The following is a 21,206-nucleotide window of genomic DNA, read 5'->3' on the forward strand; positions in this document are numbered from 1 at the left end:
CTGACCGGGACGGTGTGCACGACTGCGAGCCTGCGCTCACTTGCGGGAGAGGTAGGGCTCCCAGTTGCCGGTGAGCAGGTACTCGACCTTCTGCGAGACGGAGACGGCGTGGTCGCCGAAGCGCTCGTAGTAGCGGGAGAGGAGCGTGACGTCGGCGATGTGGCGCGGCGCGAGGTCCTCCGCGGGAGCGTCGGCGAGCTTTGCGAAGACGGAGAGGTGGAGCTCGTCGAGCTCCTCGTCGATCGCGTTGATCGTCGGCACCATCGACAGTCCCGGGTTCGACAGGAGGTTGACGGTCGCCTCGGCGATCTTCTCCGCCGCATCGCCCATGCGTGCGAAGGTGCCGGAGAAGTGCTGCGGGATCGCGGACTCGGGGTAGCGGATGCGGACCTGCTGGGCGATGTGGCGGGCGAGGTCGCCCATCCGCTCGAGCGAGGCGCTCATCCGCAGGGCGCCGATGACGGCGCGCAGATCGGCGGCGACGGGGGCCTGCAGGGCGAGGATCTCCGCGGCCTGCTGATCGAGAGTGTGCTGCATGGCGTCGATGTCCGCGTCGGCCTCGATGACCCGTTCGGCGAGATCGAGATCGTTGTTCTGCACGGCCTGGTTGGCCAGGCGGATGGAGTCGAGGACCTTGGTGGACATGTCGACGAGCTGGGTGGCCAGTTCGTCGAGCTCATTCCTGAAGACTTCGCGCATTGAGTGCGTTTCCTTAATCTCGTGCGAGGTGAGAGTGCGTGGCGCAGTTCTCGTCGATCGGCCGTGCCCGCGGCCCGGGCGGAATCGCCGCGTGCTCGGGGATCCGGGCAGGCACACTGACCCCAGCTTTCCAGCGCCGTGTGAACGAGACTTGTCGGTTCGGTGAATTCCTCGCCAAAAGGCCTGTCAGCGGGTGAATCCGGTGCGACCGCCGAGCAGACTGCGCCTAAGCTTGGTCACGTGGATCTCTTGATTGTAGCGGTCCTGACCGGCATCGTCGGCCTGGGACTCGGCATAGCGGGCATACTCGCGTTCCGTTTCAGCGAACGCTCCCGCGATGCTGCCGATCTGCATTCCGAAGACGATCTGCCCGAGGGCATCGCCGAGGTGCTCGCCGTCCTCCCGTCCGCTGCGATCGTCCTCGACGCCGGTGACGACGTCGTCAAAGCCTCCCCCGCCGCCTACACGTTCGGCCTGGTCAGAGGTCATTCCCTGTCGTCGCCGGAGATGCTCGAGGTCGTCGAACGAGTGCGCGCACGCGGGCTCATCGAGGAGATCGACCTCGAGCAGAAGCGCGAGCTCTCCGACTCCGTCCTCCGCTACCTCCACGCGCGCATCGCTCCGCTGGGCACCGCGTTCATCCTCGTCCTCTGCGACGACCAGACCGAGTCCAAACGCGTCGACGCCGTGCGCCGGGACTTCGTCGCCAACGTCTCCCATGAGCTCAAGACCCCGATCGGGGCGATGGCCCTCCTCGCCGAGGCGGTCACCGACTTCTCCGACGACCCGGCCGCCGTCGAGCGCTTCGGCGGACGCATGCAGCGGGAGTCGAAGCGCCTGACCCAGCTCGTCCAGGAGATCATCGACCTCTCCCGGGTCCAGGACCATGCGGCTCCGTCGACGACGGAGAAGATCTCCGCCGCCGAGGTGGTCGAGGACGCCGCCGACCGTGCCCACACCCGAGCCGAGGCGAAGCGGATCCACATCGAGGTCGCCCCACCGTCGTCCCTCCTCGTCGAGGGCAACTACGAACTCCTCGTCAACGCGGTGCGCAACCTCATTGACAACGCGATCAACTACTCTCCCGACGGCACGCGCGTGGGCGTCGGGGTCGAGCTCGTCGACGAGCGCGTCGAGATCTCGGTGACCGATCAGGGCATCGGGCTCTCCCGGCAGGACACGGAGCGGGTCTTCGAGCGCTTCTACCGCGTCGACCCCGCCCGCTCCCGGATCACCGGTGGCACCGGCCTGGGCCTGAGCATCGTCAAGCACATCGTCGCCACCCACGGCGGGGAGGTGCGCGTGTGGAGCCGACTCGGGAAGGGCTCGACGTTCACGATCGTCCTCCCGCTCGCCGGGACGCAGACCGTCGCCGAGGCGACCTCGTCCGCGCCGGCGGGAGTCCTCCTCGAACACTCCGCGCAGGCCGGGGACGACTCCGGGACTGCGGACGACCGGGTCGCCGCCGACCCGGCGGCAGCCTCGGCGCATGACAACGCCGAGGGCGCGGAGGAGAATGGGACTGCCCAGGTTTTGCCCACTGGAAGCGAACAAAGGAAGCTCACGACGTGACTCGAATTCTGCTTGTTGAGGACGAGGATTCGTTCTCGGATCCGCTGTCGTACCTGCTCGGCAAGGAGGGGTACGAGGTGACTGTTGCCGATGACGGACTCAAGGCTCTCGCGGAGTTCGATCGCAATGGTGCCGACCTGGTGCTCCTCGACCTCATGCTCCCCGGTGCCTCGGGCACCGAGGTGTGCCGTGAGCTGCGCGCGAAGTCGAACGTGCCGATCATCATGCTCACCGCCAAGGATTCGGAGATCGACAAGGTTGTGGGGCTTGAGCTCGGCGCCGACGACTATGTGACGAAGCCGTACTCCTCGCGCGAGCTCCTTGCCCGGGTCCGGGCGGTGCTGCGCCGCAACGTCGAGGCCGAGAGCTTCGACGAGTCGATCCTCGAAGCCGGCGGGGTCCGGATCGACGTCGAACGCCACGTCGTGTCCGTGCGCGGCGAAGAGCTGTCGATGCCGCTCAAGGAGTTCGAGCTCCTCGAGATCCTCGTCCGCAACTCCGGGCGCGTGATGACCCGCGGTCAGCTCATCGACCGGATCTGGGGCGAGGACTACGTCGGGGACACGAAGACCCTCGACGTCCACGTCAAGCGCCTGCGCGCGAAGGTCGAGGAGAACCCCTCGGAGCCGCAGCTGCTCACGACCGTCCGCGGACTCGGGTACAAGTTCGAGGCCTGAGGGCAGACAGCGAAGGGGCCGCTCACCATGTGGTGAGCGGCCCCTTCGCTGTGCGCGCGTCAGCCGTCGGCGGACGCGGTGCCCTCTGCAGGAGCGGTGCTCTCGGTGGTCGCGCCCTCGGTGCTCGTGCTTCCCGTGGAAGTCTCCTCGCCGGCGCTGCTGCCGGTGGGCTCGTCGGTCGGCATGTCCGACGGCGACGGCGTCGGGACGTACTCCTCGTAGTAGGGGAGCACATCGGAGAGGACCTGGGTCTGGATCGTCTTCTCCTGGCCGCCGGTGGCCACGGTGATGTCGACGAGGTCGCCGGGCTTGGCCTGAAGGCTGTCGACGATGACCGGTTCGTCCGTCGACGACGCCGGGCTCTTCGGATCCTGGACGAAGGTCTCGCCGGCCGGGACGGTCTCGGTGATGGTCTTCCCGGAGACCTCGACGGAGACCTCGGCAGGAGCATCGCCCTTGTTGACGAGCGTGAAGAACAGCTGGGCCGGGCCCTTGCCGCTCTCATCCATGATGAGCAGGAGACCGCGCACCTCGACGTCGCCGACCGTTCCCCAGGCTCCGTCGCCGCCGTTGTACTGGTACTCGGCGGTCTGGTGAGGCGACAGCAGGCTGGCGCACCCGCTGACCGGGAGGACGAGCGCGATTGCGGCAACTGCGAGAGCCGCGCGGTTGTGCCGTTTCATTGTGCTCCTTGAAGTGGCAATACAAGATCCGTCTGTATACTACCCGGTTTTTGACCTTCCGTAGAACCGGCTGGGAGATCCCGGAGAGGAGGATCACTTGTCGGACGAGCACGCTGCGGACAGTGGGCAAAAAGGCTGAGCTTAGCACGGAGAATCGGCTGCCTGGGCGATTTCTGTGGCGCGCCTCATGGTAAACTGGGATTCCGCGAAAGGGGTTTGAAGAGAATATGAGTTTCCAGGTCGGCGACACTGTTGTCTATCCACATCACGGTGCAGCGACAATCCAAGAAATCAGGCAACGAACCATCAAGGGTGAGGAGAAACTGTATCTCAAGCTCCAGGTCGCGCACGGCGATCTCGTGATCGAGGTCCCCGCTGAGAACTGCGACCTCGTGGGTGTCCGCGACGTCGTCGGAGAAGAGGGTGTCGAGAAGGTCTTCACCGTCCTCCGCGCGGAATTCGTCGAAGAGCCGACCAACTGGTCCCGCCGGTACAAGGCGAACCTCGAGAAGCTCCAGTCCGGTGACGTCATCAAGGTCGCCGAGGTCGTCCGTGACCTCTGGCGCCGTGAGCAGGACCGCGGACTCTCCACCGGTGAGAAGCGCATGCTGTCCAAGGCGCGGCAGATCCTCGTCTCCGAGCTCGCCCTCGCCGAGAAGAAAGAGGAGTCCGAAGCCGAAGCCCTCCTCGACGAAGTGCTCGCGTCCTGAGCACCTGCGTCATCGTCCCGGCCGCAGGGTCGGGAACGCGCTTGGGTCATCCCGAACCGAAGGCTTTCGTCTCCGTGGACGGGCGCACGCTGCTCGCCCACAGTCTTGAGGCCATCATCTCCTCGGGAGTCGCCACCACCATCGTGGTCGCGGCTCCCGAGGAGTTTCTGCTTCTCGCCCGCGCCGAGATCGACGAGGTCCGCGGGCGGCTTGATGCGGACGACGCGGCGGACAGCGCAGCCGACGTCGAGATCGTCGCCGTCGTCGGCGGTGCCGACCGCGTCGAGTCCGTCGACGCCGGACTGCGTGCCGCCGGTGAGCACGACGTCGTCCTCGTCCACGACGCCGCCCGGGCGCTCACCCCGCCTGATGTCTTCCGTCGGGTTGCCGATGCGGTGTCCTCCGGCGCCGAGGCGGTCGTCCCCGTCCTGCCCATGATCGACACCGTCCGGCGGGCGGAGGCGGTCCACGGTGCCCCCGCAGACGCCGACTTCGAGGTCCTGCGCGGTGACCTCGACCGGGGGAGTCTGCGGCGGGTCCAGACGCCGCAGGGGTTCGCCGCCGAGATCCTCCGCAGGGCCCACGATGCCTACCGTGAGGAGGTGCGCACTCAGGGTGCGGACGCTCGTGAGGCCACCGACGATGCGGGGCTCGTCGAGCGCCTCGGCGTCGATGTCGTGGCCGTCGCCGGTGATGAGGAGTCCCTGAAGATCACCTACCCCCTCGACCTCGTCCTCGCCGAGCACATCGCCCGCACACGCGGCCGCTGAACCACTACCCTGGCAGTAGACGACAGCTGTCCGGACAGGGCTCCGTCGTCGAATCAGACCAAGCGAAGACGAAGGGTGAGGCGATGACCATTCCGCGCACGGGGATCGGCGTCGATGTCCACGCGTTCTCCGACGACCCGTCACGCGAGCTCTGGGTCGCTGGACTGCTCTGGCCCGGCGAACGAGGCCTCGAGGGGCACTCGGATTCCGACGTCGCCGCGCACGCGTGCTGCGATGCGCTCTTTTCGGCGGCGGGGATCGGGGATCTCGGGGAGCATTTCGGCGTCGACCGTCCGGAGTTCGCCGGGGCGTCCGGGGTCAGACTCCTCACCGAGGCGGGCCGACTCGTCCGCGAAGCCGGATTCGCGATCGGCAACATCTCCGTCCAGGTCATCGGAAACCGGCCGAAGATCGGCACCCGCCGGGCCGAGGCGCAGGAGGCGCTGTCGCGGGCCGTCGGTGCGGAGGTGTCCGTGTCGGGGACGACGACCGACGGGCTCGGGCTGACCGGTCGCGGCGACGGGGTCGCGGCGATCGCGAATGCGCTGGTTCACCGGCCATGAGGATCCTCTTCCAGGGCGCCGGGGCGATCGGTATCGCCGGTGCCGCGCTGTTCGGCGACCGGCATGAGACCGTCGTCGTCACGCGCACGCCGCTGGAACGACCGCAGGCGGTGTACCCGCTGCGCGTCGGATGGTTCGACGAACTCGCCCACGATGGCGCGTCGGGAGTCGACGCTGCCCTAGACGCCGCATCGACGCGACGGGTGACGATCACCGATTGGGCCGGCATCGAGGAGGCCGGAGGGTTCCGGCTCAAGCCCGGGAGAAACGATGGGGTCGCCAACGGCGGCGCAGGGCGGGGGCCCGGCGGCAGCAGGATCGACGATGGCGATCCCGACAGCGAGGCGACGGCCCGCCGCGGTGCGGGAGTCTCCATCACAGAGGCGCGACGGCACTGGCAGCGCGGCAGGAGCCGCAGGGCCCGTGACAGGCGCATCCAGGACTCGTGGGATCTCGTCGTGCTCACGACGCGGCCGGGCGACCTCGATGAGGATGTCGCGGCGGCGATCCGTGCGGTCGCTCCTCGGTGGGTGGCGATCACGAGCCAGGTCGACGGGGACCTCGAAGTCGCCCGGTCACTCTTCCCCGGCGCCGAGGTCGTCGTCTTCGGTCCCGCATTCCTCTCCGAACGCACGACCTCGCACACCGTGCGGTACTGGACGCCGCTGGGCGCAACGGCCTTCTTCGTCGCCGGCTCAGCCGAGACCGTGCGTCGTCTCACCCGTGCGCTCGGGTCACTCGTCCTCCCTGTGCCGCTCGAGGCGCTGCTCGTGCCGCCCGCGGTCTTCATGCCCTTCGTCGCCGAACTGAGCATCGACGGCGGGGAATGGGATGAGCTCCTCACTCATCTCCGTCGTCCGAGCGACGCCGCCGCCGAGGCGGTCCGCGCGGTCACCGGTGTGCCGGTGCCGATTCTGCCCGCAGTGGCGCGGGCCGTCCTCGAGCTCGCCGAGCGGGCGTCGCCGATTCCGATGCGCGAGTACGCGGGACGGCACTTCGCCCGGCACGGGGGGCAGACGCTTGCGATGCTCGACGGCTGGATCGCACGGGCCACGGAGCATGCGGCGCTGACTGAGATCGTGGAGCAGCTGCGGACGAAAGCGGACAGGTACTGAACTATCCCTCTGAGCCGATGATGTCCTGCAGTGCCGCCAGGTGAGATTCGTACGCCTGTCTGCCCGAGGGTGTGAGGGACAGCCACTGTCTGGCGCGGCCGAGACGGACGACGGACTCCTCGTCGACGAAGCCGGCATCATGCAGCTGCGTGAGATGTTTGCTCAACGCAGACTTCGAGACTCCTAGGCGCGACTGGATCTCGCTGAACTCGATCCCATCGGCTTTCGACAGCATCGCGCAGATGCGGAGCCGGATCGGCGCATGAATGAGCGGACTGAACTCGGCGTCAGGCACCGTGGCGTCCATTGCGCTTCGGCCAGCGCTTCTCGGCGACGTCCAAGAGCACGGGGAGAAGGCAGAAGAGGCCGGCTCCGAACTGCCAAGCAGCAGAGATGTGCAATCCTGCCTCGCCCGTTGTCACTGTCAGGACGATGACGACTGCCACCGCGAGGATCGCTATGGCTGACGCAGTCCCGAGGGCTTTCCAGCGGACCGTGACCTTCCGGTACCCCGGCGGGAAGAAGAGGTATCGGAGGAGGAGGACGGAGACTGTCAAAGAGAGTGCAGTGAGGACGCTCATGGCGATGATTTCGACGGTGGGGTTGTGCGGATTGAGCAGGGTCAGGGTCCCGAGTCCGATGTTGATGACACCGCTTGCTCCGAACAGCCACATGGGGATCCGCAGCTTCTGGGTGCTGCGCATTTCGCGGTCGGCTGCCTGCAGTGCGAGCCGTGCCTCGGCCGCATCGGGAGCGGCGCTTCCATTCCGTGTTTCCATATCGGAAACTCTACCTCAGAGTTTCCGATATGGAAACAGAAGAAAGGCGAAGCCCCCGCCCCGCGCGGAGTGCGCGGGACAGGGGCCGGCAGGGACCACCTCGGCGGGTCACACCTCGGCGACGATCCCCTTCGCCTTCTGACGGCGGGTGACGGCCATGCCGATGAAGTAGAGCGCGACGGAGAAGATCAGGGTGCCGATGATCTGGAAGCGCACGGATTCGACGGTGAGGCCGAGGATGATGATGGCGGCGATGCCGGCGAGCGTGAGGTAGGTCAGGCCCGGGAACAGCCACATCTTCAGCGGCAGGGGAGTGCCGGCGGCCTCGGCGCGGCGGCGGAGGATGAGCTGAGAGACCAGGGTGACGACCCAGGTGACGATGAGCGTCGAGCCGACGATGTTGAGGAGGACTCCGAGCACCTCGGCGGCCCAGAAGTAGTTGAGTGCCACGGCGATGAAGCCGAAGACCGAGGTCGCGAGGACGGCGGCCACGGGCACGCCGCGTCGGTTCGTCGTGCCGAGGCCGGCAGGGAGCATCGAGCGGCGCGACATCGAGAACGCCATGCGGGAGGCGCCGTAGATGTTCGCGTTCATCGACGAGAGCAGGGCGATGACGATGACGCCGGCGAGCAGGGAGGCGATGAACGGCAGGCCGGCGGTTTCGAGGACGGCGACGAACGGCGATTCGGCCAGGCGCGGGTCGGTCCAGTCGAGGACGAGGACGATGATCGCCACCGAGCCGATGTAGAGGAAGAGGATGCGCCAGACGATCGTCTTGATCGCCTTGCTCACCGAGCGGCTGGGGTCGGAGGTCTCAGCGGCGGCGACGGCGACGATCTCGATGCCGCCGAAGGCGAAGGCGACGACGAGGAGGCCGGCGGCGACGCCGGGGATGCCGGTCGGCATGAAGCCGTCGGTGAAGATCTCCGCGGGCGGGGTCGCCGGGGTCCAGCCGGCGAGGTACGCGACGCCGAGGATGACGAAGAGGGCGACGAAGGCGACCTTGATGAGCGAGAACCAGAACTCGAATTCACCGAAGCTGCCCGAGGTCGTGAGGTTGATCGCGGTGAAGACGATCATGATGATGAGCGCGAGCACCCACTGGGGGACCGAAGGGATGTAGCTCGCGGCGATCTGCGCGGCTGCGGTCGCCTCGGCGGCGACGACGAGGCACAGCTGCACCCACCACAGGGCACCGACCGCGAAGGCCGCGGCCGGTCCCATCGCCTTGCCGGCGTAGTGGGAGAACGCGCCGGGGTTGGGGTCTGCGGCGACGAGTTCGCCGAGCGCCCGCATGACGAAGATGACGATGAGACCGGCGACGACATAGGAGATGAGCACGGCCGGCCCGGCGGCCTGCACTCCGGCACCCGATCCGACGAAGAGTCCGGCGCCGATCGCTGAGCCGAGGCTCATCATCACGAGGTGGCGCGGCTTCATCCCGGCCTTGAGGCCGGAGCCGTCGGGAGTGGGCTGGGGGCTGGCGTTCGCGGAGTCGGCGGTCACTGGCGACTGCGATGTTCGTGGTTCAGGCACCAGAGCAGTCTAACGCCCATGGGGTGACCTCGATCTCAGTGGGTGGTCGGTTCAACATGAGGATGGGATGGTCGTCCCGTCGGTCCCCGTCGAGGAGGATATTCGTCCGTTTGACCCCCTCCGAGGCGGCAGTTCGTCCACGGTCGACCGGAGGTGGGGCCGTCAGTCGTCCTGGAGGTAGACGAGCCCGTTGCCGTCGGGGTCGGTGAATGAGAACATCGGGGGCACCCCGGGCCACCGCAGCACCTCGTCGTTGTGGATCGTCACGCCGGCGGCCGAGATCCGTTCGTGCGCCTCCTCGGCGTCCGAGGTCTCGAGGCGGACGGCGACGGGGATCTCACTGCCCTTGGGGATGAGGACGATCGCGACGTCCGATCCGGGCGGGGCCACCTCGACGATGCGGTTGCCGGGCATCGGCTCGCCGTCGTAGCTGACCGAGCACCCGAGGACCTCGGTGTAGAAGCGGGTTGCCTCGTCGAGGTCGCTGACGGGGACGGAGACGCTGATGATTCTGTTCGTCTTGGCCATAGGTTCAGTGTGCGCGTATCGGCGTCGGGTGTACAGGGGTGCGCGGTCGATCCGGTCGACGGCATCGACGACGAAGCGCCGCGACGCCGGGTCTCCGGCATCGCGGCGCTCGTCGGGCTTCGGCGCTCGATCGCTGCGTCTCAGTGCCCGCGCTTGATCCATTCCTCGAGCGACGGCTTCTCCGCCTCGATCGATGTCGAGTCGCCGTGGCCGGTGAGGACGACGGTGGGATCGGGCAGGGTGAAGAGTCGGTCCCTGATCGATTCGATGATCGTCTCGAAGCTCGAGTGCGAACGACCCGTGGCGCCGGGGCCGCCGTTGAAGAGCGTGTCCCCGGAGAAGAGCACGGGACCGACCGCATGGCCCGCGCCCGCCGAGGCGGGGATGGGCAGCCCGGTCTCGATGAAGAAGCTCGTCGACCCGGGGGAGTGGCCCGGGGTGTGCAGCGCCCGCAGGGTCACCCCTCCGACGGTCCACGTGTCACCGTCGGCGATCTGCCCCTCGGGACGGTAGTCCTCGTACGTCATGTCCCAGAGGACGTAGTCCTCGGGATTGAGGTAGACGGGCGGATTGCCAACCCGTTGCGCGAACTCGCGCACGACGCCGACGTGGTCGTCATGACCATGGGTGAGGAGAACGGCCTTGACCTCTCTCGATCCGACCGCCTCGGCGATGGCATCGACATCATGGGCGGGGTCGATGACGATGACCTCGGTGCCGTCCCCGACGATCCACACGTTGTTGTCGACGTCCCACGTCCCGCCGTCGAGGGAGAACGTTCCTGACGTGACGACATGCTCGATCGCAGCCATCAGAGCACCACCACCGATCGCAGGACCTTGCCTTCGCCCATCTTCTCAAACGCCTCCTCGACGTCGCCGATGCCGATGCGCTCGGTGACGAACTTCTCCAGCGGCAGGCGACCCTGCTCGTAGAGGTCGACGAGCATCGGGAAGTCGCGCTCGGGCAGACAGTCGCCGTACCACGACGACTTGAGCTTCCCACCGCGACCGAAGACGTCGAGCAGCGGCACGCTCAGCTCCATCTCCGGAGTCGGCACGCCGACGAGGACGACGGTGCCGGCGAGGTCGCGGCCGTAGAAGGCCTGCCGCCACGTCTCCGGGCGGCCGACCGCGTCGATGACGACGTCGGCGCCGAAGCCGTTCGTTCGCTCCTGGATCGCGGCGACGACCTCGTCCTCGCTCATGCCGCGGGTGTTGATCGTGTCGGTGGCGCCGAGGTCCTTCGCCCACTCGAGCTTCGCATCGTCGATGTCGAGGGCGATGATCGTCCCGGCCCCGGCCAGGCGCGACCCGGCGATGGCCGCACAGCCCACACCGCCGCAGCCGATGACGGCCACGGACTTCCCGCGCGTGACCTCACCGGTGTTGATGGCCGAGCCGATGCCGGCCATGATCCCGCAGCCGAGGAGTCCGACGACAGCCGGATCCGACTCGTCGACCTTCGTGCACTGTCCCGCGGCGACGAGCGTCTTCTCCGCGAACGATCCGATGCCGAGCGCCGGTGTGAGCTCGGTGCCGTCGGTGAGCGTCATCTTCTGCTCGGCGTTGTGCGTGTTGAAGCAGTACCACGGCTCGCCGCGCTTGCATGCCCGGCATTCGCCGCAGACCGCGCGCCAGTTGAGGATGACGAAATCGCCGACCTCGACGTTCGTCACGCCCTCGCCCACCTCGGCGACGACGCCGGCCGACTCGTGGCCGAGGAGGAACGGGAAGTCATCGGAGATCCCGCCCTCGCGGTAGTGGAAGTCCGTGTGGCAGACGCCGCAGGACTTGACGTCGACGACGACCTCGCCCGGTCCCGGGTCGGGGATGACGATGTCGGTGAGCTCGACCGGCGCACCCTTGCTCCGGGCGATGACGCCCTTGACGGTCTGTGGCATTGCGCCTCCTAGGGATGATCGGCGCAGGTCAGCTGGGTCGCTCCGCTGCGCCGACAGAGAGTTCGGACACGTCCACCCTAACCAGGCGACGAGTCCTCAGCCAGCGTGTCCGGCATCTGTCACGGATCGTCCCGCCGAGGCGGGGGCGCGGTTCCGGTATGTCCTCGCCGAGGCGGGGATGGGGTTCCTGGATGCCCTCGCCGAGGTTGGGGTGGGGTTCCGGACGCACCACCACCTCGGCGGGGTTGGCACCGGGAACAGCGAAGCGGGGCGCCTCCCGAAGGAGACGCCCCGCTCGACTCGTGTGACCGCGAGGGTCAGTCGACGTCCGTGTCCGGGTGCTTGCGCAGATGCACGATCGCAGCTGCCAGCCCGCCCCACACGGTGACCATGGCGATGATCATCATGACGATGGCTGAAGTGCCCATCAGTTCCCTCCTCGGATGGTGTCGTCGGCCGAGTGGCGTCCGGCGGGACGCTTGATCTCCTCGGCCACGGAATCGGCGATCGCCTCATCGGCTTCCTCGATCGTGCGCCTCGGCCACTTGATGAGCGAGAGCACGATCGCCGCGACGATGAGCAGTCCGATCATGCCCCAGCCGAAGACGCCGATGAGCAGCGCCGGGTACTCGCCGTAGCCTTCGGTCGCATAGGTGATGATCTGCGTGATGAGCATGTAGAGAAGCACCAGGGTGGTGACTCCGCCGAGGATGATCATCCAGAACCAGCCCACCTTGAAGCTCGAGATCGCGTTGAGGTGATCCCGGAGCGCGGGCAGCTTGCGCGCGAACCAGCCGACGACGATGAGGCCGACGACGGCCGCACCGACGATTCCGATGTTGTTGGCGAAGGCGTCCATCGTGTCGAGCACGTAGAGCGCGGTGACCGTCGACATGAGCAGGATCGAGATGATCGCCATGCCGCCGCCGACGAGGAGGATCGAGGCCTTGTTGCCGACCCCGAACTTCTCGCGAAGCGCCTGGATCGGCACTTGGACGATCGAGATGAGCGAGGTCAGGCCCGCGAAGACGAGGCACGCGAAGAACGCGAAGCCGAAGAGATTGCCTCCCGGCATCTCGGAGATGAGCGTCGGGAAGGCGACGAACGCCAGGCCGATGCCGCTGGTCGCGACATCGGAGACCGCTGCTCCCGACGCCGAGGCCATGAAGCCGAGAGCGGCGAAGACGCCGATGCCGGCGAGGATCTCGAAACCGGAGTTCGAGAAGGCGACGACGAGGCCCGAACCGGTGAGGTTCGTCTTCCGCTTGAGGTACGACGCGTAGGTGATCATGATGCCGAACGCGATCGAGAGCGAGAAGAAGATCTGACCGTAGGCCGCGATCCACACCTTCGGATCCGCCAGGGCCGCGAAGTCCGGGGTGAAGAGCGCATCGAGACCCGCGGCCGCACCGGGCAGGAACAGCGCGCGGATGACGAGGATGAGGAAGAGGATGATGAGCAGCGGGATGAAGATCTTCGAGAAGCGGGCGATGCCGGCCTGGACGCCGCCGAGGAGCACTCCGAGCGTGATCACCCAGACGATGATGACGAGGATGAGGATGCTCGGCACGAACTCCATGGAGACCCCGGGGTCGCCCATCTTGAGGAAGCTGCCGAAGAAGTAGGTCTCCGCATCGTCGCCCCACGCCTGGTTGAGCGAGAAGATCATGTAGGCGCCCGCCCAGCCGATGATCGCGGCGTAGTAGATGCCGATGACGATGGCGACACCGGTCTGGAACCAGCCGATCGGTTCGGCCACCTTCGTCGCCATGCGGAAGGAGAGCGGAGCGGATCCGCGCGCACGATGGCCCATCGCGTAGTCGAAGAAGAGCAGCGGGATGCCCGCCGTCAGCAGCGCGACGAGGTAGGGGATGATGAAGGCGCCGCCGCCGTTCTCATACGTGACATACGGGAAGCGCCAGATGTTGCCGAGGCCGACTGCCGAACCGATGGCTGCGAAGATGAACGCGCCGCGGGTGGCGAAGACCTCCCTCTGGGATGTGGTGGTTGACATGATGACCTTTCGTTTTCACGCCGCCTCATGGGCATCGGTGCCGCATGCACGCGGATGATTGCCCACCAGCTTACTGGGAGTTGCTTGAGAACAGTGCCCCACATCACGTGTCGTGGGTCACAATTCGGCACCGATCCGAACTCCGTCGTCGAGACAAGGACGATGTCTCTCGGACGCGGGGGTGACGACCCCGGTGACGACGGCGGGAGACGGCGGCACCACCTCGGCGGAATCCGGCGTCTGACCAGGATCACCTCGGCGGAGATGGCCGGTAGACTTGGGCGGGTGACTATCGCTCTGTACAACACCGCCACCCGCCGGACCTCCGAACTGCGGCCCGTCATCGACGGCCACGTGGGGATCTACGTCTGTGGGGCGACCGTGCAGGGCGAACCGCACATCGGGCACCTGCGTTCGGCGTCGGTCTTCGACGTGCTCCGCCGCTGGCTGCTCTACCGCGGCTACAGTGTCACGCTCATCCGCAACGTCACCGACATCGACGACAAGATCCTCTCGAAGTCCGTTGAGGAGGGCAGGCCGTGGTTCGCCCACGCCTTCCTCTATGAACGGGCCTTCACCGCCGCCTACGATGCACTCGACATCATGCCGCCGAGCTACGAGCCGCGCGCGACCGGCCACATCACGGAGATGCACGAGCTCATCGCGCGCCTCATCGACGCCGGCCACGCATACCCTGCGCTCGACGACAGCGGTGACGTCTACTTCTCGACGACCTCATGGCCGGACTACGGGGAGCTGACGAACCAGCGTCTCGAGGACATGGAGCCGGCCGAGGACTCGGACATGCGAGGGAAGAAGGATCCCCGGGACTTCGCGCTGTGGAAGGCCCACAAGCCCGGCGAACCCGAGACGGCCTCGTGGCCGTCCCCGTGGGGTCGCGGCCGACCCGGCTGGCACATCGAGTGCTCGGCGATGTCGACGAAATACTTGGGCCCCCACTTCGACATCCACGGCGGCGGACTCGACCTGCGCTTCCCGCATCACGAGAACGAACTCGCCCAGTCCCGTGCGGCCGGCGATGCGTTCACGAACGTGTGGATGCACTCCGGGCTGCTCAATGTGGGCGGCGACAAGATGTCGAAGTCACTAGGCAACTCGATCTTCGCCTCCGACCTCTTCGCCCAGTTCAGCCCCATCGCCGTCCGGTACTTCCTCACGAGCGCAAGCTACCGCTCCGTCCTCGAGTACTCACCCGAGGCGATGGAGCGCCAGACCGCCTCGCTCGAGCGGCTCTCGAACTTCCTCGACCGGGCCCGGCAGGCCCTCGGCGACGAGGCTCCCGCGCTGCCGAACGTCGAGGCCGCCTACGCCGACCGGAGCGTCGACGTGCCTGAGGATTTCGCGCTCGCCCTCGACGACGACCTCGGCGTGCCCCGTGCGCTCTCCGTCGTCTTCGCCCGGGTCACAGAAGGGGCGAAGCTCCTCGACTCCGGTGCGGACAAGCCGGGTCTGGCCCGGATCGTCGCCGAGGTGGAGCTCATGCTCGACATCCTCGGCGTCAACCCCAGCGCCGAGGTGTGGGGCGGTGCGAACGCGAACGCCCCGGCCGCGGCCGCCCTCGATTCCCTCGTGGCCGAACTCGCGCAGAAGAGGATCGAGGCGAAGGCCGAGAAGGACTTCGCGACCGCCGATGCGATCCGCGACGAACTCTCCGCTGCGGGCATCGCGATCGAGGACACCGCCGACGGCTACCGCTACCATCTCAAGAACAGCTGATCACGCTCGTCCCGGTCGGACCGGGACGGGCAGGACGGCACCGACGAACCAAGAGGACTGACATGGCATCGAACCCACGCTCCGGCGGGTCGAAGAAGAAGGGGCCGCCGAAGGGATCCGGCGGCAAGAACCGACGCGGACTCCAGGGCAAGGGCCCGACCCCCAAGGCCGAGGACCGGGTCTACCACAAGGCGCACAAGGCCGCGCAGGCCAAGCGGGCTGCGAACGCCTCGGCGCAGGCGAAGCGGAAGAAGAAGGAGCTCGGGCCGAACATGGTCGCCGGGCGCAACTCCGTGCTCGAGGCCCTGCGCGAGGACGTGCCGGCAACCGCGCTCTACGTCGCCAGCCGCATCGACTCCGACGACCGGGTCAAGGAGGCGATCTCGCTCGCTGCCGGGCGGGGCATCTCGATGCTCGAGGCCAGTCGCGCCGATCTCGACCGGCTCACCGATGATGCGATCCACCAGGGCATCGCTCTGCAGATCCCGCCGTACGAGTACGCCGACCCCCGCGACCTCCTCGAGTTCGCCGCCGAACGGGCCGAGACCCCGCTCATCGTCGCCCTCGACGGGGTGACCGATCCGCGCAACCTCGGCGCGATCGTCCGCTCCGTCGCGGCCTTCGGCGGTCACGGGGTCATCATCCCCGAACGCCGTGCCGCCTCGATGACGGCTGCCGCATGGAAGACCTCGGCCGGTGCCGCCTCGCGGATCAAGGTCGCCCAGGTCGTCAACCTCGCCCGCGCGATCGACGAGCTCAAGAAGCAGGGCGTCTTCGTCGTCGGACTCGACATGGACGGCGAGGTCGACCTGCCCGAGCTCACGTTCAGCCGGGATCCGCTGTGCATCGTCGTCGGCTCCGAGGGCAAAGGGCTCTCCCGCCTCATCGCCGACAAGTGCGACCAGATCGTCTCGATCCCGATCGCCGCGACCACCGAGTCGCTCAACGCCGGCATCGCCGCCGCCGTCAGCCTCTACGAGGTCGCCCGCGCCCGCCGCGACTGAGCGGTCTCAGCCACCGTCCGGGCGCTGAGCAACCCGGCGCGGGGTTGCCCAGCGCCCGGAGGGTGGCTGGGATGGTGGCTCTGAGGAGGGGAGCCCGCGCGCTCAGGCGTCGAGGCTCTCCCGGTAGGCGGCGTCACTCATCGTGCCCACGCGTGAGTGGCGGCGGCTGTAGCCGAAGTAGATGAGGAACCCGACGAACATCCAGATCCCGAAGACCGCCCAGGTGACCCCGCCGAGGTTGAGCATGAGGAATGCGCATGCGAGCGCCCCGAGGACGGGGATCGTGTACCCGAGAGGGGCCTTGAAGGAGCGTTCGAGTTCCGGCTTCGTCACCCGCAGGTAGATGACGGCGACGTTGACGAGGCAGAACGCGAAGAGCGTGCCGATGCTCGTCGCGTTCGCGAGCTCGCCGAGGGGGATGAGGGCCGCAGTGATCGCCACGAGCGTGCCGGTCACGAGCGTGCCGATGAGCGGCGTTCCCGTGCGCGGGGAGACGATGCCGAAGAAGCGCGGGACCATGCCGTCGCGCGACATCGTCAGCAGGATGCGCGACTGGCCGTAGAGGACGGTGATGACGACGGAGAAGATCGCGAGCACCGAGGACGCTGCGAAGAGGAAGACCGCGAAGTTCGACTGCGTGATCTCGTGGACGATCTGCACGAGCGGGGCTGTCGTCGTCTCGAGGCCGAACCACTCCCACTCCCGAGCGCCGATCGCAGTGACGGCGACGAGGACGTACATCGAGGTGACGATGACCATTGAGAGGATGATCGCCCGCGGCAGATCGCGCTTGGGGTTCTTCGCCTCCTCGCCGGCGGTCGAGGCGGCATCGAAGCCGATGTAGGAGAAGAAGACGATCGAGGCGGCCGCGGTGACTCCGGCGGCACCCATCGGCAGGAGCGGTTCGAAGTTGCCGGCCTTGAACGCGGTGAACGCGACGATCGAGAAGAAGACGAGGATGCCGATCTTGACGAAGACGATGATCGTGTTGACGACGCCGGACTCCTTCGCCCCGCGCATGAGGAGGATCGTCGCGAGAGCGACGACGATGAGAGCCGAGAGGTTGATGACCCCGCCCGGCTGCTCGGGACCCGATGCGAGCGCCGGCGGCAGTTCGACGCCGAAGATCCGCAGCGTCTCGTTGACGTAGTCCGCGGCACCGACGGCGACAGCGGCGACCGAGACCGCGTACTCGAGGACAAGGCACCAGCCGCAGACCCAGGCCACACCCTCACCGAGGGTCGCATACGTGTACGAGTAGCTCGACCCGGACACCGGCACCATGCCCGCCATCTCCGCATAGCTCACCGCCGAGAGCAGAGCCGTGATGCCGGCGAGGATGAACGCGATCCACACACCGGGACCGGCGATCGGCACCGCCTCGCCGAGGATGACGAGGATTCCCGTTCCCAGGGTCGCACCGACGCTGATCATGGTGAGCTGGAAGACTCCGAATGTGCGCCGCAGCTCCTGCGAATTCGCGTCCTCGGTGTCCTTGATCATGCTGGTGATCGACTTGCGGCGTCCGAGCTGACGGACGATTCCTGGGCGCTGCCCCGACGGTGGTGCAGGCGTGCTCTGCGGAGAACTCATTGAGCCATTGTCACATGTGCCCGGGAGACCTCCGTCACGGAGGTCCCGGTACCGCCTCAGACCCGCGGAGTGAACCGTCCGTCGTGGGCCATCCACCCGCCGTCGACGAGCTGCGACGTCCCCGTCACGTACGACGAGGCGTCGGAGGCGAGGAAGAGCACCGGTCCGGCGATCTCGTGGAGTCGGCCCCAACGGCCGAGCGCGGTCTTGTCCGCGTACGCGTCCCACCACTGCTCGTCGGCCTTGATCTGCTGGGTGAGCGGGGTGTCGAAGGGCCCGGGGAGGATCGCGTTGACGCGCACCCCGTCGGGGCCGAGTTCGCTCGCGAGCGTCTTCGTCAGTTGGACGACCCCGGCCTTGGCCGCGGCGTAGATGCCCTGTCCGGGTTCGACGGTGATCGCCCGGAACGAGGCGAAGGTGACGATCGATCCGCGTCCGCGCTCGGCCATCTCGGCGCCGAAGCCGCGCATCAGCCGGTACGTGCCCTTGAGGTTGATGTCGATGACACGGTCGAACTCGTCGTCGGTCGTCGTGGTCAGGCGCTTGCGGACGTTGGCCCCGGGCGTGACGACGAGGATCTCCGCGTCGGGGAACGCGCTGACGAGGGCGGTGACGGAGTCCGTGTCGGTGATGTCGACGACCGCGGCCGTCGCCGGGCCCGGGCTCGAGACGACGTCCGAGTCCGGCCCCTGTCCCGAGCGCGACTCGGCCCCCGCTTCCGGTTCCGCATGCGACCCCGTTCCGCCCCGCGCGCGCTCGGTGATGATGCGCACGGTCTCCTCAGCGCCGGCGGCATTGAGGTCGGCTGCGATGACGTGGGCACCGGCATCGGCGAGCCCGATCGCCGAGGCCTGCCCGAGCCCCGACCCGGCACCGACGACGACGGCCGTGCGCCCCGTGAGATCGAAGAGGGAGGGGATCGAGAGGCTGCCCTCGTTCGTCGGCACCGCCTGCGCAGAGGGGGCCGATGGCGCGGTCGTCGCAGCGGATGCGGGAGGTGGGGGCGGCGCAGGGGCAGCCGTCGGAGTGGGCTCAGTCGGGTCCTGCGTCATCGGAGGTCCTTCCTCCCGGCTTACGCGGCCGGGCAGAACGGGGTGCGCGCTGCATCGTTGCAGATCCGAGCACCGGAAGTGGGGCGTTGAGCCCAAGCTATGCCCGCCGAGGCGGCCCCGGCCACCGATGTCCACGTCGTGGACGCTGCGACCCGGCTGTCACCCGCGCCGACCCGGCCGTCTCCTCGGCGAGGGGCGGACGCCAGTCCATCGCGACCCGGCGGGACCGCTGCGACCCGGCCGTCACCTCGGCGGGGGCTGGACGTACCGGGATTCGTCGGGCAGCTTCGCGAGGTCGTCCATGATGAAGTAGGCGATCGCCTCGCGCAGGGGGATGTCGCGCTGCCTGGCCTGGGCCATGACCCGGCGGTGCTCGACGAACTCGTAGAAGATCTGCCCGGGTTCGAGCTTGTTCATCAGGCTTTCGGGGATCCCGCCGATGAGCGGCTTGTAGACCTCGTCGAGCCAGATCCTCGCTGCCTCCTCCTCGCTCAGCTCGACCGGCATCTCACCGGAGCCGTGCGCGCCGCCGGTGAACCCGGGCGCCGTCCGGTAGGAGTCGAGGTCGTTGAGCATCGCGCGGGCCTGGTTCTCGTTCGCCCCGATTCCCGTCAGGCGCAGCAGGCGCCTCGAATGGTGGTTGGGTTCGACGACCTTCGGCTCGACGAGGAGGCTGACCCCGTCGAGGTCGGTCGTGACCGTGAGTTCGCCGAGGTCGAAGCCGAGATCGTTGAGCCGGCGGATGCGCTCGTCGATGCGCCAGCGTTCGTTGACGGAGAACTCCTCGACCCGGGTGAGCTCGGCCCACAGCCCGTTGTAGGCCTCGAAGAGGCGGTCCCCGGCGGCGAGCGGGTCGACGTCGGGTTCGACGAGGCCGGCGGCCTGGAGGTCGAGGAAGTCCCCGGCGATGTTCGTCCGTGCGATCCGCAGGTCCATCTCCCGCTGCCCGTCCGACAGGGAGTCGTGGAGCTCCCCGGTCTCCGCATCGACGACGTAGGCGGCATAGGCGTCGGCGTCACGGCGGAAGAGCGTGTTCGACAGGGACACGTCCCCCCAGTAGAAGCCGACGAGGTGGAGGCGGGCGAGCAGGACGGCGAGGGCGTCGACGAGGCGGCCGGCCGTGTCCTCGGCCAGTGCCCGCGAGAAGAGCGCTCGGTAGGGCAGGGAGAAGTCGAGGTGCGTGGTCACGAGCGCTCCCGGCAGCTCCTGCCCGTCGGCGGTGCGCCGTCCCGTGATGTAGGCCCGGGGTTCGACGGAGGGGACATCGAGGTTCTCGAGCACGCCGAGGATGTCGAACTCCCGCAGCGCCTGCCGGTCCTCGGTCTCCTTGATCGCGAGCAGTTCGTCGCCGTTCTCGATGAACCGCACGATGTGGCGGGAGATGCCGCGGGGGAGTCCGCCCATGAGGTCTGTCGGCCAGTCGGCGAGCGGAAGATCCCACGGCAGCTGCGCCAACATCGCCCGGTCGGCGGGGTCGACGGTGTGGATCGTGGGGCCCGAGGTCGTGGTCTCGGCCCCTGCGGAGCCGGGCACTGGTCAGCTGTCCGTGTCGGCGATCGAGGCGACGAGCGCCTCGGCGACCTCCGGCTCCTCGACTCCGATGAGCCGGCCGTGGTCGAGGAAGGCGATGCGGTCGGCGAGGATCTTCGCATCCTCGAGGTTCGACGTCGCATAGAGGGTGGTGAGCCCGAAGTCCTGCTGGAGGTCCTTGATGAGGCGGACGGTGTCGGCCTGGTGCTCGGGCACGAGGTTGACGACGGGTTCGTCCATGATGAGGACCTTGGGCTCGCGCACGATCGCCCGGGCCAGCGCGATCGTCTGTCGCTGCAGGGGAGAGAGGTCCCCGGGCACGGAGTCGAGGATCGAGCTCAGTCCGATCTTCTCGGCCACGGACTCGACTCGGGAGGCGATCTCCTCGGCGGGCAGACCGTCGATGCGCAGCGCGAAGCCGAGGTTGTCGCGCACGCTCATGTGCGGGTAGAGGGCGTAGGACTCGAGCGCGAGCGTGACGTCGCGGTCGTTGACGGCGGCGTGGGTGACGTCGACGCCGTCGATGAGGATCGTCCCCGACCTCGGAGCCTCAAGTCCGTGGAGCATGCGCAGGATCGTCGACTTGCCCGATCCTGAGGGGCCGTAGAGGACGAGGAACTCGCCGTCGTCGATGAAGAGATTGAACGGATGGACCGAAGGGGACACCGTGTTCTCGTACGCGTGGCTGAGGCCATTCAACGACACTGTTGACATGTCAGCTCCTTCTCCGTCGGCCGTGAG

22 protein-coding genes are annotated in these 21,206 nt (G+C 67.7%); 8 read left to right on the forward strand and 14 right to left on the reverse strand.

Going from position 1 to position 21,206, the window contains the following annotated elements:
* Positions 1 to 36 precede the first annotated feature (36 nt).
* On the reverse strand, positions 37 to 699 hold the full coding sequence (phoU, locus tag BC102111_RS02935) for a phosphate signaling complex protein PhoU (protein WP_009380492.1): 663 nt from the start codon (positions 697 to 699) through the stop codon (positions 37 to 39).
* 240 nt (positions 700 to 939) lie between these two features.
* Between phoU and BC102111_RS02940 the strand changes: the two genes are divergently transcribed.
* Both BC102111_RS02940 and BC102111_RS02945 read left to right on the forward strand, forming a co-directional pair.
* Complete coding sequence (locus BC102111_RS02940) at positions 940 to 2,271, forward strand: sensor histidine kinase (RefSeq protein ID WP_223289913.1); 1,332 nt, start codon at positions 940 to 942, stop codon at positions 2,269 to 2,271.
* The gene (locus BC102111_RS02945; protein WP_009380494.1) at positions 2,268 to 2,948 is read left to right on the forward strand and encodes a response regulator; all 681 of its coding nucleotides are present in this window, start codon (positions 2,268 to 2,270) and stop codon (positions 2,946 to 2,948) included. The genes BC102111_RS02940 and BC102111_RS02945 overlap by 4 nt, the downstream gene beginning before the upstream one ends.
* 59 nt (positions 2,949 to 3,007) lie before the next feature.
* On the opposite strand, the gene BC102111_RS02950 is transcribed toward BC102111_RS02945, so the two are convergent.
* On the reverse strand, positions 3,008 to 3,631 hold the full coding sequence (locus BC102111_RS02950; RefSeq protein ID WP_101623537.1) for a hypothetical protein: 624 nt from the start codon (positions 3,629 to 3,631) through the stop codon (positions 3,008 to 3,010).
* A 227-nt stretch (positions 3,632 to 3,858) separates the two neighbouring features.
* Between BC102111_RS02950 and BC102111_RS02955 the strand changes: the two genes are divergently transcribed.
* The 4 genes from BC102111_RS02955 to BC102111_RS02970 all read left to right on the forward strand — a co-directional run bounded on the left by BC102111_RS02955 (position 3,859) and on the right by BC102111_RS02970 (position 6,789).
* The gene (locus tag BC102111_RS02955; RefSeq protein ID WP_009380496.1) at positions 3,859 to 4,341 is read left to right on the forward strand and encodes a CarD family transcriptional regulator; all 483 of its coding nucleotides are present in this window, start codon (positions 3,859 to 3,861) and stop codon (positions 4,339 to 4,341) included.
* Positions 4,342 to 4,352: 11 nt separating this feature from the next.
* On the forward strand, positions 4,353 to 5,111 hold the full coding sequence (locus BC102111_RS02960; RefSeq protein ID WP_257957699.1) for an IspD/TarI family cytidylyltransferase: 759 nt from the start codon (positions 4,353 to 4,355) through the stop codon (positions 5,109 to 5,111).
* 83 nt (positions 5,112 to 5,194) lie between these two features.
* The gene (gene ispF, locus BC102111_RS02965) at positions 5,195 to 5,674 is read left to right on the forward strand and encodes a 2-C-methyl-D-erythritol 2,4-cyclodiphosphate synthase (RefSeq protein WP_101623538.1); all 480 of its coding nucleotides are present in this window, start codon (positions 5,195 to 5,197) and stop codon (positions 5,672 to 5,674) included.
* Positions 5,671 to 6,789, forward strand: a complete 1,119-nt coding sequence (locus BC102111_RS02970) for a hypothetical protein (protein ID WP_101623539.1) — start codon at positions 5,671 to 5,673, stop codon at positions 6,787 to 6,789. Before ispF ends, BC102111_RS02970 begins: the two co-directional genes overlap by 4 nt.
* 1 nt (position 6,790) lies before the next feature.
* Here BC102111_RS02970 and BC102111_RS02975 read toward each other — a convergent pair whose 3' ends face one another.
* The 8 genes from BC102111_RS02975 to BC102111_RS03010 form a co-directional block, all read right to left on the reverse strand.
* On the reverse strand, positions 6,791 to 7,096 hold the full coding sequence (locus tag BC102111_RS02975; protein WP_101623540.1) for a transcriptional regulator: 306 nt from the start codon (positions 7,094 to 7,096) through the stop codon (positions 6,791 to 6,793).
* On the reverse strand, positions 7,077 to 7,568 hold the full coding sequence (locus tag BC102111_RS02980; protein WP_101623541.1) for a hypothetical protein: 492 nt from the start codon (positions 7,566 to 7,568) through the stop codon (positions 7,077 to 7,079). The genes BC102111_RS02975 and BC102111_RS02980 overlap by 20 nt, the downstream gene beginning before the upstream one ends.
* Positions 7,569 to 7,676: 108 nt before the next feature.
* Positions 7,677 to 9,074, reverse strand: a complete 1,398-nt coding sequence (locus BC102111_RS02985) for an amino acid permease (RefSeq protein WP_009380500.1) — start codon at positions 9,072 to 9,074, stop codon at positions 7,677 to 7,679.
* Positions 9,075 to 9,266: 192 nt separating this feature from the next.
* The gene (locus BC102111_RS02990; protein ID WP_009380501.1) at positions 9,267 to 9,632 is read right to left on the reverse strand and encodes a VOC family protein; all 366 of its coding nucleotides are present in this window, start codon (positions 9,630 to 9,632) and stop codon (positions 9,267 to 9,269) included.
* A gap of 140 nt (positions 9,633 to 9,772) precedes the next feature.
* Positions 9,773 to 10,444 carry an MBL fold metallo-hydrolase gene (locus BC102111_RS02995; protein WP_063248828.1) on the reverse strand — a complete coding sequence of 224 codons (672 nt, stop codon included), beginning with the start codon at positions 10,442 to 10,444 and terminating at the stop codon, positions 9,773 to 9,775.
* Positions 10,444 to 11,535, reverse strand: coding sequence for an S-(hydroxymethyl)mycothiol dehydrogenase (locus BC102111_RS03000; RefSeq protein ID WP_063248829.1), 1,092 nt, complete (start codon positions 11,533 to 11,535; stop codon positions 10,444 to 10,446). Before BC102111_RS03000 ends, BC102111_RS02995 begins: the two co-directional genes overlap by 1 nt.
* Positions 11,536 to 11,852: 317 nt before the next feature.
* Positions 11,853 to 11,963 carry a methionine/alanine import family NSS transporter small subunit gene (locus BC102111_RS03005; RefSeq protein WP_009376483.1) on the reverse strand — a complete coding sequence of 37 codons (111 nt, stop codon included), beginning with the start codon at positions 11,961 to 11,963 and terminating at the stop codon, positions 11,853 to 11,855.
* The gene (locus BC102111_RS03010; protein WP_063248830.1) at positions 11,963 to 13,549 is read right to left on the reverse strand and encodes a sodium-dependent transporter; all 1,587 of its coding nucleotides are present in this window, start codon (positions 13,547 to 13,549) and stop codon (positions 11,963 to 11,965) included. Before BC102111_RS03010 ends, BC102111_RS03005 begins: the two co-directional genes overlap by 1 nt.
* A gap of 285 nt (positions 13,550 to 13,834) precedes the next feature.
* Between BC102111_RS03010 and cysS the strand changes: the two genes are divergently transcribed.
* Positions 13,835 to 15,286 (forward strand): cysteine--tRNA ligase, encoded by a 1,452-nt coding sequence (gene cysS, locus BC102111_RS03015; RefSeq protein WP_101623542.1) that lies wholly within the window; start codon positions 13,835 to 13,837, stop codon positions 15,284 to 15,286.
* A gap of 62 nt (positions 15,287 to 15,348) precedes the next feature.
* Entirely contained in the window at positions 15,349 to 16,290 is a 942-nt protein-coding gene (rlmB, locus tag BC102111_RS03020; RefSeq protein WP_009376476.1) for a 23S rRNA (guanosine(2251)-2'-O)-methyltransferase RlmB, read from the forward strand.
* 102 nt (positions 16,291 to 16,392) lie between these two features.
* Here rlmB and BC102111_RS03025 read toward each other — a convergent pair whose 3' ends face one another.
* The 4 genes from BC102111_RS03025 to BC102111_RS03040 all read right to left on the reverse strand — a co-directional run bounded on the left by BC102111_RS03025 (position 16,393) and on the right by BC102111_RS03040 (position 21,179).
* On the reverse strand, positions 16,393 to 17,883 hold the full coding sequence (locus BC102111_RS03025) for an amino acid permease (protein WP_101623543.1): 1,491 nt from the start codon (positions 17,881 to 17,883) through the stop codon (positions 16,393 to 16,395).
* A gap of 56 nt (positions 17,884 to 17,939) precedes the next feature.
* Positions 17,940 to 18,935, reverse strand: coding sequence for an SDR family NAD(P)-dependent oxidoreductase (locus BC102111_RS03030; protein WP_373270472.1), 996 nt, complete (start codon positions 18,933 to 18,935; stop codon positions 17,940 to 17,942).
* A 243-nt stretch (positions 18,936 to 19,178) separates the two neighbouring features.
* Positions 19,179 to 20,468 (reverse strand): DUF4032 domain-containing protein, encoded by a 1,290-nt coding sequence (locus BC102111_RS03035; RefSeq protein WP_009376470.1) that lies wholly within the window; start codon positions 20,466 to 20,468, stop codon positions 19,179 to 19,181.
* A 3-nt stretch (positions 20,469 to 20,471) separates the two neighbouring features.
* Complete coding sequence (locus BC102111_RS03040) at positions 20,472 to 21,179, reverse strand: ABC transporter ATP-binding protein (RefSeq protein WP_223289914.1); 708 nt, start codon at positions 21,177 to 21,179, stop codon at positions 20,472 to 20,474.
* Positions 21,180 to 21,206 lie beyond the last annotated feature (27 nt).

The organism is Brevibacterium casei CIP 102111, assembly GCF_900169275.1.
GTDB classification, from domain to species: domain Bacteria; phylum Actinomycetota; class Actinomycetes; order Actinomycetales; family Brevibacteriaceae; genus Brevibacterium; species Brevibacterium casei.